The 14377-nt window shown below is 73.4% G+C and carries 8 protein-coding genes; 2 read left to right on the top strand and 6 right to left on the bottom strand.

Annotation, left to right across the window (positions count from 1 at the left end; all coding sequences use genetic code 11):
* The first annotated feature begins 77 nt into the window (after positions 1-77).
* A complete protein-coding gene (locus tag PSU4_RS24825; RefSeq protein WP_147113223.1) occupies positions 78-1637 on the top strand; it encodes a glycoside hydrolase family 13 protein in 1560 nt (519 codons plus the stop codon).
* A 118-nt stretch (positions 1638-1755) separates the two neighbouring features.
* Here the strand turns inward: PSU4_RS24825 and PSU4_RS24830 are convergent, their stop codons facing one another.
* The 6 genes from PSU4_RS24830 to PSU4_RS24855 all read right to left on the bottom strand — a co-directional run bounded on the left by PSU4_RS24830 (position 1756) and on the right by PSU4_RS24855 (position 13458).
* Positions 1756-2412: a DUF8185 domain-containing protein gene (locus PSU4_RS24830; RefSeq protein ID WP_147113225.1), complete on the bottom strand. Its 657-nt coding sequence runs from the start codon at positions 2410-2412 to the stop codon at positions 1756-1758.
* A gap of 73 nt (positions 2413-2485) precedes the next feature.
* Positions 2486-2905 carry an acyl-CoA thioesterase gene (locus tag PSU4_RS24835; RefSeq protein ID WP_147113227.1) on the bottom strand — a complete coding sequence of 140 codons (420 nt, stop codon included), beginning with the start codon at positions 2903-2905 and terminating at the stop codon, positions 2486-2488.
* 31 nt (positions 2906-2936) lie between these two features.
* Positions 2937-7640 (bottom strand): NAD-glutamate dehydrogenase, encoded by a 4704-nt coding sequence (locus PSU4_RS24840; RefSeq protein WP_147113229.1) that lies wholly within the window; start codon positions 7638-7640, stop codon positions 2937-2939.
* 70 nt (positions 7641-7710) lie between these two features.
* Positions 7711-11058 carry a hypothetical protein gene (locus PSU4_RS24845; RefSeq protein WP_186817163.1) on the bottom strand — a complete coding sequence of 1116 codons (3348 nt, stop codon included), beginning with the start codon at positions 11056-11058 and terminating at the stop codon, positions 7711-7713.
* Positions 11059-11141: 83 nt separating this feature from the next.
* A complete protein-coding gene (ettA, locus tag PSU4_RS24850; protein ID WP_147113235.1) occupies positions 11142-12818 on the bottom strand; it encodes an energy-dependent translational throttle protein EttA in 1677 nt (558 codons plus the stop codon).
* A 91-nt stretch (positions 12819-12909) separates the two neighbouring features.
* Positions 12910-13458 (bottom strand): single-stranded DNA-binding protein, encoded by a 549-nt coding sequence (locus tag PSU4_RS24855; RefSeq protein WP_186817164.1) that lies wholly within the window; start codon positions 13456-13458, stop codon positions 12910-12912.
* Between the two features lie 723 nt (positions 13459-14181).
* Here PSU4_RS24855 and PSU4_RS31975 point away from each other — a divergent pair.
* On the top strand, positions 14182-14377 hold a 196-nt coding region (locus tag PSU4_RS31975), incomplete at its 3' end, for a hypothetical protein (RefSeq protein ID WP_222596385.1).

The raw sequence follows: 14377 nt of genomic DNA on the forward strand, positions 1-14377 counted from the left end.
GTCCGCGCGGCGTTCATCACCCGTCCGAGACCGGTTTCGTCACGCTCCGCGTCGGTCGCGGATGGCAGGATGTGCGGGTGCAGTGGTGGCGTGATGCGGTGGTCTACCAGGTCTACGTCCGCAGCTTCGCCGACTCCGACGGCGACGGCGTGGGCGATCTGGGCGGCGTCCGCAGCCGGCTCGGTTACCTGGAGTTGCTGGGCGTCGACGCGTTGTGGCTGACGCCGTTCTACCGCTCCCCGATGGCCGACCACGGCTACGACGTCGCCGACCCGCGTGACGTCGACCCCGTCTTCGGTGACCTCGCCGCCTTCGACGCGCTCGTCGAGGACGCCCACCGGCACGGGCTGAAGATCATCGTCGACCTCGTGCCCAACCACACCTCCACCGAGCACGAGTGGTTCCGCGCCGCGCTCGACTCCGCCCCCGGCAGCCCCGAACGCGCCCGGTACCACTTCCGCCCGGGTCGCGGAACCGACGGCGACGAACCCCCCAACAACTGGCGCAGCATCTTCGGCGGCCCCGCCTGGGAACGAGTGGCCGACGGCGAGTGGTACCTGCACCTCTTCGCCCCCGAGCAGGCCGACCTCAACTGGACCAACCCCGAGGTGTGGGCCGACCTCGAGAAGACCCTCCGCTTCTGGTCCGACCGCGGCGTCGACGGCTTCCGCATCGACGTCGCCCACGGCATGGCCAAACCCGACGGCCTCCCCGACGACCCGCAGGCCCGCACCGAGCTGCTCGCCAACACCGACGGCGACCTCCGCTTCGACCAGGACGGCGTCCACGACGTCCACCGGATGGTCCGCGCCGTCCTCGACCACTACCCCGGCCGGATGGCCGTCGGCGAGATCTGGGTGCGCGACGACGAGCGCTTCGCCCGCTACGTCCGCCCCGACGAGCTGCACCAGGCCTTCAACTTCCGGCTCCTGCAGACCCCTTTCGACGCCGCCGCCGTCCGCGAGGCCGTCGAGCACTCCATCGCCGCCGTCGACGCCGTCGGCTCCCGCCCCACCTGGACGCTCTCCAACCACGACGTGTCCCGGCCCGTCACCCGCTACGGCGGCGGCGCCGTCGGCCTCGCCCGGGCCCGCGCCATGGCGTTGGTGATGCTCGCACTGCCCGGGTCGGTGTACGTCTACAACGGCGAAGAGCTCGGGATGCCCGACGTCGAGGTCCCCGACGAGGCGCTGCAGGACCCCGTCTGGGAACGCTCCGGGCACACCGAACGCGGCCGCGACAGCTGCCGCATCCCCGTGCCCTGGGAGGGCGGCGGGCCCGCCTACGGCTTCAGTTCCGGCGAGCCGTGGCTGCCCATGCCCGCCGGCTGGGACGCCCTGACCGCCGCCGAGCAGCTGGAGGACACGGGCTCGACGCTGTCGATGTTCCGGCACGCCCTGGAGCTGCGGCACACGCACCCGGGCTTCGTCGCCGACGACGACCGGCGCACCCGCGTCGAGTGGTACGGCGCCCCCGACGGCTGCCTGGCCTTCCGGCGCAGCGGCACCACTCTGGCCTGCGCCCTCAACACCTCCGACGCGCCCGTCCCCCTGCCCCCCGGCGACGTCCTGGTCACCAGCGGCCCCCTGACCGAGGACGGCCAGCTCCCCCCGGACACCGCCGCCTGGCTCGCATAGCCCTGTGAGTGGCGATAGTCGCTATAGCGACTATCGCCACTCACGACCCGGCGGGGCGCCCCGGAAGTGCCGCTGGGGGGTGCCTCCGGAAATTGCACGAAAGAGGCGCGGGCCCCGGTCAGCTCGCGAACAGCGGCAGGGCCGTCACGCGGCGGCGGACGACGGCGCCGAAGCGGGCGTCGATGCGCAGCCACGAGCCGGTGGCCGAGACCCGCACGACCGGGACGCCGTCGGTACCGGACTCCGCGCCCGTGTCGGCGCCGCCCAGGAATCCCATGCCCGACAACGCGAACAGGCACCGCATCGGGATCCGCACCGGCGGGCCGGAGCCGTTGTCGACGGTCAGCACCGTCTGGTCGAGCAGGGATGCCGGCGGGCCCAGGGGCCCGGCGTGCTCCCGGGCCAGGGCGAGGCCGCGTTCGGTGAGCTTCTCCAGCTCGGCGGCGGGCACGTCGTCGACCAGCGCCCAGCCGTCGGCAGGCGGGACCTCCCCGTCCCACAGACCCATCCCCGGCCCGAGGTCGACGGTCTCACCGCGCTCCACGGCGAGCGAGGTGAGCAGCGACTGCGCCGGGACCGTCAGCTCCGCGGGCTCGCAGGTGCCACGGACCGAGCGGGTGGCGAGGACGTCGAAGGGCGTCGCGGCCCAGGCGGTCAGCTTGTCGCCGCGGCTGTGCAGCCGCACCAGCGCCGTCTGTTCGAGGCGGACGACGCGCGCGGTGAACGCGCCCAGGTCGTCCCGCTCCGACGGGTCGGCCAGGCTCAGTGCACTCATCGCACTCCCTCGCTGAGGCTCGGTCGGTGCTGCGCGCACACGCCGTGTCGATGGTTCGCTCGCAGTCGCTCGCTCACGATTCCCCCCACTCCCCGAGGAACGCGCGTTCCTCAGCCGTGAGCCGTCGCGGCCGGGCGGCCTCGAGGTCGAACAGCGCCATGTGGGTGCGCGCGGTGACGGCGACGGGGTCGGTGTCGTCGGGCCCGTCGTGCATCTCGTAGCCGATGGTGAACGACGCGGCCCGCACGTCGCGTACCCACATGGCGACGCGCAACGGCGCCGCCCGATAGGGGATCTGGCGCTTGTACTCGACCTCCAGCCCGGCGACGAGCAGCCCGGTGGAGAACGACCCCGCACCGGACGTGCGGGCCCGTTCGAAGACGAGCTCGATGCGGGCCTCCTCGAGCAGTGTCACCGCGCGGGCGTGGTTGACGTGCCGGTAGGCGTCCTGGTCGGTCCAGCGCAGCGGGACGTGAGCGACGAAACGAGCCACGTCGCACACCTTCTCAGGTGGGCCGACGCGGTCAGCGGGCGAGTCCGCGCAGCTGGCGCACCACCACCGACAGCGTGGCGAGGTCGAGCCGCGCACCGGCCCCCGCCTTGCCGCCGATCTCCTCGAGCGCCGCCCGCGCCCGCACGAGCCTCGACGCGTTGGCCTTCTCCCACAACGCGATCGCCTCGTCGGCGGGGGTGCCGGGCGGGGCCTCGCGGAGCAGGTCGAGGGTGACGGCGCGCAGCGACGCGTAGAGGTCGTCGCGCAGCGCGAGCCGAGCGAGCCCGTGCCAGCGGTCGCCGCGTTCGAGCGCGGTGACCGAGGTGAGCGCCAGGTCGACGCCGAGGTGCGCCGACATCGCGTAGTACAGCGTCGCGACCTCGACGGGATCGCGCGGTTCGCGGTCGCGCTCGGACAGCTCGGTGAGGTCGACGACGTCGAGCAGCCCGAACGTGTACATCAGCTCGGCGGATCGTCGTGCCAGGTCGTGCGGGACGCCGTCGGCGACGAGCGCGTCGGCCGCGGTGACGGCGGCGGCGGCCTCGGGCCCGCACAGCAGCGCACCGACACGGCCGGACAGTTCGCGGACGGTCTCGGCGAACCGCGCGGTCTCGGCGCCGACGGCGAGCGGCTGCGGGCGGTTGGTGAGGAACCAACGTGACGCCCGGTCGAGCAGCCGCCGCGACTCCAGGACGATCCGGTCGGCCAGCGCGACGGGCATGTCGGCGGCGCGGGCCTGCGTCCACAGTTCGGGCAGCCCGAACACGGCGGTGGAGACGGCGTAGGCGCGCACGGCCTCGTCGACACCTGCCGACAGTTCCTCGGCCAGCCGGAACGCGTACGACGTGCCGCCGCCGTCGACCATCTCGTTGACCAGCATCGTCGCGACGATCTCGCGGCGCAGCGGGTGCGCGGCAATGGGTCGGGGATGACGGACGCGCAGGGGTCCGGGGAAGTAGCCGGGCAGCCGCCCCGCGAAGGCGGGGACGTCGGGCAGCTCGGTGCCGAGCAGCCGCTGGGTGAGGTCGAGCTTGGTGTGGGCGAGCAGCGTCGACAGCTCCGGGCTGCTGAGGCCGACACCGGCGTCCTCCAGGGAGGCGAACGTGTCGTCGTCGGGGAGGACCTCGATGTGCCGGTCGAGCCCCGCGCGCTCGGCCAGGTCGGTGACCATGCGCCGGTGCACGTTGGCCATCGCCGCGGCGTGCGAGCGCCCGACGCCGAGCACGCCGTTCTGGTCGCGGTTGTCGTCGAGGACCAGTTCGGCGACCTCGTCGGTCATCTCCGCGAGCAGCGCGTCGCGTGCCGGCCGGTCGAGCTCCCCGGCGGCGACGAGCCCGTCGAGCAGGATCTTGATGTTGACCTCGTGGTCGGAGCAGTCGACGCCCGCGGAGTTGTCGATCGCGTCGGTGTTGAGCCGGCCGCCCGCGCGGGCGAACTCGATGCGGCCGCGCTGGGTGAGCCCCAGGTTGCCGCCCTCGCCGACGACCTTGACGCGCAGCTCCCGGCCGTCGACGCGGACGGCGTCGTTGGCCTTGTCCCCGGCGTCGGGGTGGGTCTCGGCGCTGGCCTTGACGTAGGTGCCGATGCCGCCGTTCCACAGCAGGTCGACGGGCGCGAGCAGGATCGCGCGGATCAGCTCGGGCGGGCTCAGCGTGACGACGTCGTCGGGCAGCCCCAGCGCGGCCCGCATCTCCGGCCCGACCGGCACCGACTTCGCCGTCCGCGGCCACACCCCGCCACCGGCCGAGATGGCGGCCCGGTCGTAGTCGTCCCACGACGAGCGTGGCAGCGCGAACAGCCGCCGCCGTTCCGCGATGCCCCGCGCGGCGTCCGGGTCGGGGTCGACGAACACGTGCCGGTGGTCGAACGCCGCGACCAGCCGGATGTGCTCGGACAGCAGCATCCCGTTGCCGAACACGTCGCCGGACATGTCACCGATGCCTGCGACGGTGAAGTGCTGCGACTGGGTGTCGACGCCCAGCTCCGCGAAGTGCCGCTTCACCGACTCCCACGCGCCGCGCGCTGTGATGCCCATGGCCTTGTGGTCGTAGCCGACGGACCCGCCGGAGGCGAACGCGTCGCCCAGCCAGAAGCCGTAGCTCGCGGCGACGTCGTTGGCGACGTCGGAGAACCGGGCCGTGCCCTTGTCGGCCGCGACGACCAGGTAGGAGTCGTCGCCGTCGTGGCGCACCACGTCCGGCGGCGGCACGGTCGCGCCGCCGACCAGGTTGTCGGTGACGTCGAGCAGCGCCGAGATGAAGATCCGGTAGCAGGCCTCCACCTCGTCGGGCCCGGGCTGCGCCGCCTTGACGACGAACCCGCCCTTCGCCCCCACCGGCACGATCACGGCGTTCTTGACCGCCTGCGCCTTCACCAGGCCGAGGATCTCGGTGCGGTAGTCCTGCGGGCGGTCCGACCAGCGCAGCCCGCCGCGCGCGACAGACCCGAACCGCAGGTGCACGCCCTCGACCCGCGGTGAGTACACGAAGATCTCGAACCGCGGCCGCGGGCGGGGCATCTCCGGCACCGACGTCGGATCGATCTTGAACGAGAAGAACGGGCGGTCACGGAACCAGTTGGTGCGCAACGTCGCCGTGATCATGCCCAGGTAGCTGCGCAGGATGCGGTCGGCGTCGAGACCCGCGACCTCGTCGATCAGCGCGGTCACGTGCCGCAACGCCTCGTCGGTCGCCGCGGCGCGGGCGTCGCCGTCGGGCGCCGGGTCGAACCGGGCCCGGAACAGCGCCACCAGCCCGCGCGCCACCTCGGGGTGGGCGCACAGCACGTCGGCCAGGTAGTTCTGCCCGAACAGGCTGCCGAGCTGACGCGAGTAGCGGCCGTAGGCGCGCAGCAGCGCCACCTCGCGCCAGTGCAGCCCCGCGCCCAGGACCAGCGAGCTGAACCGGTCGGTCTCGGCGTCGCCACGCCAGGCCGCCGAGAACGCCGCGCAGAACGCGCCCCCGTCGTCGGCGGGCCAGCGCGTCCCCGCGAGCGCCAGCCCGAAGTCGTACACCCAGCAGCGGTGCCCGTCGGGGTGCACGAACTCGGCGGGCCGCTCGTCGAGCACCTCGACGCCCAGCTGTTGCAACACCGGCAGTACCGCCGTCAACGTCACCGGCGCGTCGGCCAGATACAGCGTGAACCGCTTCGCACCCTCCCCGTTGGCGTAGAGGCGCACCGCGAAGCCACCCGGCTCCAGCGCCAGCACCCGACGCAGGTCCTCCACCGCCTGCGCCGGATCGACCGACGCCTTGTACGACTCCGGGATCCCCGCCAACAGCTCCGGCGCCGCGAGCGCACCCAACGTCGCGACCAGCCGGTCGTCCCACGTGCGGATCGCCTCGGCCAGCTCGTCGGCCAGCACCACCGGGTCGGGCAGCTCCCGCGGCGCCACCGTCGGATCGCAGTGCACCGTGAACTGCACCAGCGCGAGGCTCGCCTCACTCACCCGCGCCGTGTAGTCGACGTCCGTGCCCGCGAGCCGCTCCTGCAGCACCGCGGCCATCGCGAGCCGCGCCGCCGTCGTGTAGCGGTCGCGCGGCACGTACACCAGGCACGACACGAACCGGCCGTACGGATCCGGCCGCAGGAACACCCGGACACCGCGCTTGCCCGCGACCTTCAGCACCCCGAGCGCGATGTCGCACAACGCCTTCTCCGTCGTGCTGAACAGCTCCTCACGCGGCAGGCCGGAGATCACCTCGAGCATCCGCTGGCCCGAGTACGACGCGATCGGGAAACCGGCCAGGTAGATCGCCCGGCGCACCCGCCGCTCCACCACGGGGATGTCGAGGACGTCCTCGTGGATCGCCGAGACCGTCAGCATGCCGACGAACCGGTGCTCGCCGACGACACGACCATCCGCGTCGAACGTGCGCACCCCGACGTAGCAGGGGTGCTCCGGACGCAGCACCCGGCTCGGGATCTCGGCCCGCGTGATGACGAGCTCCTCCGGCGCCTTCGCGGCCTCCGCCCAGGCGAACCCGTCGCCCGCCGGCGGCAGGCCACGCAGCACACCGAGCGCCGACGTGGGATCCGGGTGCGACGTACCGTCCCCGCTCACGACGTGGCGGCGGTACCCGAGGAACGTGAAATGCCCGTCGACGAGCCAGCGCATCAGGTCCGCGACGTCCGCCGTGTTCCCCGACGTGTTCCCCGGGGTCCGCGACCCGGGTGCCGACGCCGCCAGCCCGTCCGCCACCTGCCGCGCCCGCTCCGCGATCCGCGGACCGTCGTCGACGACGTCACGCACGTCGCGCAACGCCTGCTCGACCTCGCCGCGCAGCGCGCCCGCGTCGACCGGCGCCGCGAGGTCGAGATGCATCCACGACTCGACCAGCGCCACCGACGGCGGGCGGTCCGGGTCCGCCTCGTCGAACACCTCCCGCAGCACGCCCGCGTCGTCACGGCGCACGACGACGACCGGGTGCACCACCCGCGCCGGTTCCCCGCCCGCGTGCCGCACCGCGGCGAGCACCGACTCCACCAGGTACGGCATGTCGTCGGTGACGATGTCGACCGACGTGCCCCCCGGCTCACCCGACACCCGCACGATCGGCTCACCCGGCAGCCGCGTCGCCGCCACCTCGTGAGCCCGGGCCGCGAGCCGGGCCGGATCCGGCCGCTGCGCCGGGGTGGCGCGGTCGTCCTCCACGGCCGTCTGCCGCTGATAGACGCGACCGAGCGCGGCGCCCGGCTCGTCCACGACGTCGGTGTGCGGGACGGGATCGCTCATCAGACGTGGCTCCAGTCGGTCGATGACTGACTCCCCACCCTACGACCGGACGCTCCCCGGGATCACATCGTCACATCCCGCGGTAGGCCGCCATCGCACCTGCGAGAAGGTCCGCGAGACCGAGCGACTCGATGTCGGGTTCCTCCTGCGCCGCCGGCGTCTCGTCGGCCTGCGGTAGGGACTCGGCGCCGGGCGGGGTGCCGGGGTCCGTCGTGTGCTCGTCGACGACGTCCGCGACCAGTGCCGGGGGCGCAGCGTCGTCCGGGTCGGGGCGGCGTCGGCGGCCGCCGGTGGACGTCGGGCGCGGTTCCCCGGTGTCGACGTCCACCGCCCCGGACTCGGGGTCCTGGGTGGACGCGAACGGGCCCGAGGGGGTGTCGCTGTCGGGGCGACGACCTCGGTGTCGCCCGCCGCGCTCCGGCACCTCGCCGGCGCCGACGGCGCGCTCCCGGTGCCGCCCACCGCCCTGACCGGTGTCGGGCTCCGTCCGCGTCGACGGTGGTTCCGCTTCGACCTCGGGCAGGCGCGGGACCGCGCCGAAGCGCGTCGTCATCTCCCCGGCGGGGTCGGTCGCCGCCGCGGCGGCGACCGCGCTGTCGGGCGCGGCGTCGCGAGGCCGGGTCATCCGACGCGCCGCGCGTGCCACGGCGACGCGCTCGACCGCGGCCCCGCCGGTCTCGGTCACCGGGCTCGCGGCCGGCTGGGTTCCGAGGTCGTGCAGTATCTGCGCCCCGCGCACGCCGTCGGCACCGACGACCGCGGCCCGCAGGAACGCGCCGTCCAGATCGCGGGCGGTGGGCAGGCCGGCGGCGAGCTCCTCGAGCACCGAGTGCACCCAGGCCGCGGCGCCGGCCCGGTCGAGGCCGGGGAACTCGACGGTGACGACGTCCTCGCCACCACGCAGCGACGCACCCGACGGCAGGGCCGCGCCGGCGCGGCGGGCGATGCGCCGCAACGCGACCGCCACCGCCGCCCCGCCCACCCGCTGGTCGCCCGACACGAGATCGACGACGACCGACACCGCCCCGGCGTTCTCCGACGGCGGACGCGCCGCGTCGGCGCGGTCGCGACCGTCGCTGCCGGCGTGGGGATCGGTGGCCGCGGCGCGTTCCGCGGCTTCCCTGCGGGCGCGGCGGCCGGTGCGGGGTGCGGGCTGTCCCGCGCTCCCGGGCGGGTCGACGGCCTCCCGCCCCCGGGCGACCGCGCGCAGTGCCGACTCCTCGATCGCCGACCGGAACCGCGCTCCCGCCGCCCGCCCGGTGAGGACGTCCGTCGCCGCGCCGGCGTCGTCGTCCGCGGACCGGCGGCGGCGCCGTCCCGACGGCACGTCGAGCACGGCCCCGTTCCGGTCGGGTGCGGCGGCGGGCTCCTCGGGGGCCCGGTGGCGTCGGGCCTTCGGCTCCTCGGGGCGGCCCCACACCTCGTCGATGTCGGCGATCGCCTTGGCGAGCCAGTCCGCGGCCGCCGCAGCGGTGTCGGTGACCGCGAGCGCCGGCGACACGGGCTCCTCGACGGGAGCAGCGGGCGTCTCGACGCTCGCGGGCTGGGCGGCCTTCTCGACGGCGGCTCGCTCGACGGCAGTGGCTCGCTCGACGGCAGTGGCTCGCTCGACGGCAGCGGCTCGCTCGACAGCAGTAGCTCGCTCGACGGCAGCGGCTCGCTCAGCGGCGGCGTGCTGGGCGCGGACCCGCTCCGCGGCGTCGGCGACCTCCGCGTTCCAGTGCCCGAACCGCGACACCTCGTCGCGGTCCTCCCAGGCGGAGTCGGTGACGCTCCCGTTGCCGCGCAGCTCCGCCATGAGCGCGTCACCCATCGGCGACGACATGTACGAGGACGCGGCGCGTCCGTTGCGCCGTGTCCCTCCCTGCCCGGCGTCGGCCGCCGCATCGCCCGTGGCCATGTCGGCCGGAGTGACCGCCCGACCGTTGCGCCCGGCGAGCTCGTTCGACGACGCGGCCGCGGTCCTGGCGGGCGGCGTCACCGCACGTCCGTTGCGCCCGCCAGCCTCGTTCGTCGACGCGGCAGCGGTCCCTCGAGGCGGCGTCTTCGCACGCCCGTTCCGCCGCGCCGCGGGGTCGGGAGACCCGAGGTCCGTGCCACGGGGCGCCGTCGGGCGCCGGTCCGCGGCGCCCGCGCCGGCATGCGAACCGCCGATCCCGAGCTCCGTGCGGCGGGAGTCGGGAGCCAGCGGTGTCCCGACGAACGGGTCGTGCGCGACGGGCACCGCCGAGTCGAGCGCGGTCCCCGACAGGACATCCCGGGGGGACCGCCCCTCCGCCGCCCGGGCGCTGTTCCGGCCTGCCGACCTCGCCGTCCGGGCCTGCTCGTCCGCCCGCCGGCGACCCTTACCGGCGGCGAGGGTCGCGCTGTCGTCCACCAGTGCAGCGAGCTGTGGCGTCACGGCCCGGAACCGCTCGGCCCGGCGACGGTCGTCCTCGTCCGCACGTCGGCGCAGCCGCAGCTGCTCCCGCGCCGAAGAACGCCGGCCCGCGGCGTCGTGCAGCTCGACGAGCGCAGCTCGGCAGGCACTCTCGAGGTCGGGGGCTCCAGCCGCGCCTGCGTCGGCGGCGGCGCGCTCGAGGGCAGCGATCGTCCCCGACGAGCGTGACGTCGCCCGCGCGCACGTCAGCCGCAACTGCGCCAGCTGACGGCTCGGAAGCCCGTCCGCGTCGAGCCGCGGTGCGACCTTGTCAGCCGCGGCGCGGGCGTCACGCAGGGCCCCGGCGTCGAGGAGGGCACCGATCCACTGCGTCGCCAGCGCCGCGGTGAGGTGATCGGACTCGGTCTCGGCGGTGGGCCGCTCCGGGCGCCATCCGAGCAGCGCCATCGCGGTGCGGGCGCGATCGGCGGCGGTGTGGTGACGCGACTGTGCGCGTTCCCCCGCGGCCCGTAGCAGCTCGGCCGTGGCCGCTGCGGCGTTGCCCGCAACCTGGCGTGCCGCCGCGTCGATCGGGCTGAGCAGCTGGCCGAGCCGGTCGGGCCCGTCGGACAGGGACGCGCGGGCGCGGGCGACCAGGGCGTCGAAGCGGACGTCGACCGGTGTCCGGGAGTCCCCCAACAGCCCGTCGAGCAGACGCCTGGCGATGTCCGCCGAACCGTGGTCACGCGCCACGCCGGCGAGCTCGGCCCGCAGCCGGGCCCCGTCGGCCCCTCGGACCGCGTCCCGACGGGCCCCGCCGTCGACCTGCGCGAGCACCGCGGCGGCCTCGTCGCGAGCGTCGCCGATGGCCGCACGCCCGTGCAGGGTCCACCCCGCGGCGACCACCCACGTCGCGTCGTCCCGGGCCTGTTCGGCCGCGAGGCGACCGAACGACGCGGTCAGGTCCGGACGGGACCAGCGTGATCCGCCCGCGGCGACGAGCAGCGCCTGAGCCGGATCCGAGCTGTCCGTCCCACGTCCGGACCTGACCGTCGACACGCAGCAGCCTCCCGAGGAACGAGGCACCCCGGGGACCGACCGGCACGCCTTACGAAGATCACCGCACCGACGCGGGATCGCTCTCAGTCACGAGTGAGCTTACGGTGCGTCACGCGATGCGGACGCGCCGCCTCCGCCCCGAGCCGCTCGATCTTGTTCTTCTCGTAGGCCTCGAAGTTCCCCTCGAACCAGAACCAGGACGCCGGGTTCTCCTCCGTGCCCTCCCACGCGAGGATGTGGGTGACGACGCGGTCGAGGAACCACCGGTCGTGCGAGATGACCACGGCGCAGCCGGGGAACTGCTCGAGCGCGTTCTCCAGCGAGCCCAGGGTCTCGACGTCCAGGTCGTTCGTCGGCTCGTCGAGCAGGATCAGGTTTCCGCCGATCTTGAGCGTCAACGCCAGGTTGAGGCGGTTGCGCTCACCACCGGAGAGCACACCGGCCGGTTTCTGCTGGTCGGGGCCCTTGAAACCGAACGCCGCCACGTAGGCCCGCGACGGCATCTCCGTCTGGCCGACGTGGATGTGGTCGAGCCCGTCGGACACGACCTCCCACACGTTCTTCTTCGGGTCGATCCCGCCGCGGTTCTGGTCGACGTAGGACAGCGAGACCGTGTCGCCGATCTTGACCTCACCCGAGTCCGGGTGCTCCAGCCCGACGATCGTCTTGAACAGCGTCGTCTTGCCGACACCGTTCGGACCGATGACCCCGACGATGCCGTTGCGGGGCAGCGTGAAGGACAGGTCCTTGATGAGCTGACGGCCGTCGAAGCCCTTGTCGAGGTGCGAGACGTCCACGACCACGTTGCCCAGGCGCGGACCCGGCGGAATCTGGATCTCCTCGAAGTCGAGCTTGCGGTGACGGTCGGCCTCGGCCGCCATCTCCTCGTAGCGGTCGAGCCGCGAACGGCTCTTGGCCTGCCGCGCCTTGGGGTTGGAGCGCACCCAGGCCAGCTCGTCCTTCAGCCGCTTCTGCAGCTTCTGGTCCTTCTTGCCCTGGACGGCCAGGCGCTCGGCCTTCTTCTCCAGGTAGGTCGAGTAGTTGCCCTCGTAGGGGAACGTGCGCCCGCGGTCGATCTCGAGGATCCACTGGGCGACGTTGTCGAGGAAGTAGCGGTCGTGTGTGACGGCCAGGACCGCACCGGGGTAGCTGCTGAGGAACTGCTCCAGCCACAACACGCTCTCCGCGTCGAGGTGGTTGGTGGGCTCGTCGAGCAGCAGGAGGTCGGGCCTGGACAGCAACAGCTTGCACAGCGCCACCCGGCGACGCTCACCACCGGACAGGTTGGTGACCGGCAGGTCGCCCGGCGGGCACCGCAGCGCGTCCATGGCCTGCTCGAGCTGGGAGTCGAGGTCCCACGCGTCGGCGTGGTCGAGCTCCTCCTGGAGCCTGCCCATCTCCTCCATCAGCTCGTCGGAGTAGTCGGTGGCCATCTGCTCGGCGATCGCGTTGTAACGGTCGAGCTTGACCTTCGTCTCTCCGACCCCCTCCTCCACGTTGCCGAGGACGGTCTTCTCCTCGTTGAGGGGAGGCTCCTGCTGGAGGATGCCCACGGTGGCCCCGGGCGCGAGGAACGCCTCACCGTTGTTCGGCTGGTCCAGGCCCGCCATGATCTTCAGCACGCTGGACTTGCCCGCGCCGTTGGGGCCCACCACACCGATCTTGGCCCCTGGATAGAAGCTGATCGAGGCGTTGTCGAGGATGACCTTGTCGCCGTGCGCCTTGCGCACGTTCTTCATGGTGTAGATGAACTCCGGCACGAGCCCGATGGTAGTAACGCCGCTGACGACTCCGTTGTCCGGTGCACCCGGGCGACGACGCGGCGCCACCCGGACGCCCTCCGGCACCTGCTCAGCCGACCGCTGCGGGCTCGGCGGCGGTCCGCCACGGGTCGTCGGAGACCTGGTCGCCGTGCGGCTCACGGACGTCGGCCTCGTCGGCGATCTCCTCACCGTCGTCGAACTCCTCGGCGGGCACGTCCTCGTCGCGCGGGGCCGGGATGTCCTGCGCAGTATCGGATACCGGGTCGCCGGGGTTCGGGCGCGGCCGGGAGACCGCCGCGGTGCAGCGCGAGAGGTCCGGCCCGATCGCGTTCGCGTCGATGTCGACGTCGATGCGGGTGCCACCGTCCTTCGCGGCGTACTCGCGCACCGACAGCCGGCCGTAGACCACGACCGGGTCGCCCTTCACGAACGTCGCCGCGACGTTGATGCCGAGGCGCCGCCACGCGGTCACCGTCACGTACGACGTCCCCGACGTGACCCATTCACCGGTTTCGCGGTCGAACCGCCGGACGTTGCTGGCGAGGCGGAAGCTCGCCAGCTCGGTACCGTCGAGCGTGCGCCTGCGGATCGGCGCCGACGCCATGTTGCCGACGATCGTCGTGTAGATCTCGTTCACCGTTGTTCTCCCTGTTCGGACGGGCTGTCTGGGAACGATCATCGCGGCGTTCCACGACTCCCGGGCCTCGATCACGGCAACCTGGGGACAGCCGGCGCGCATGTGGACAACTCAGGCTCAGGGGAGCATTGCCGCGGCGAAACTGTCGGTGCCCGCATGCGCGAGCCTGGTCGGCGTCTCGACAGCAGAGCGGCTGCGCTCGAACAACGGCGCGCACATTACGGCGCGCAACCTCACGGTCGAGATCGGCCGGTAGAGCAGCAGTCAGGTTGCGCGCGGATCGGGGGCTGTCCAGGTCCAAGGTCCCCGTGGTGAGCCGGCACCAGCGCGTCGACGGCCCCAACTCGTACGGCGCGCACCGCCGTGGTGGCGGCCACGCTGCTCGAACAGCAGCCTGGTTGAGCTAAGGACTCGAGGCAGAGCCGACACGTACGGCTGCCTCCAGGGCAGCGAGCACATGGGCCGCACGACCCGGATGCGGCGGCACGACCCCCCGGGCGGGGCAGCACGGGCCCCCGGCCGGACAGCACGACCCCCGGCCGGGCAGCACAACCCCGGCCGGGCAGCACAGCCCGGGCGGGGCATCCCGGGGCGGGGCAGCCAAAGCCGACGCAGCCGCTCCGAGGTCCGCGCCGTCGAGCTCCCTGAAGGCTCCTGGAGAAGACGTCCCAACCACCTGCGGCATCATCGGCCCGGCCCATCCCTGACGCAGCAGAAGAGTCCGTGCGCGCGGTGTTTCGCCGGACCGGCCTCGACGTCAACTACGAGACCGTTGGTTCACTCCACACGCCCTTCCCGGCGGCCGGCCGGCTCGACACCCGCCCGGCACTCGAGGAGCCCGCCGATACCACGGGTACGAGCTCACAGACAGAACTGACGAACCCTCCTCCCGATTCGACACCAAAACAGCCCGACATCG

It is taken from the genome of Pseudonocardia sulfidoxydans NBRC 16205 (assembly GCF_007989085.1).
Taxonomy (GTDB): domain Bacteria; phylum Actinomycetota; class Actinomycetes; order Mycobacteriales; family Pseudonocardiaceae; genus Pseudonocardia; species Pseudonocardia sulfidoxydans.

Bases quoted from the DNA above. Each gene is read 5' to 3' on its own strand.
- PSU4_RS24830 (WP_147113225.1), bottom strand. From the start codon at position 2,412: ATGAGTGCACTGAGCCTGGCCGACCCGTCGGAGCGGGACGACCTGGGC.
- PSU4_RS24840 (WP_147113229.1), bottom strand. From the start codon at position 7,640: ATGAGCGATCCCGTCCCGCACACCGACGTCGTGGACGAGCCGGGCGCC.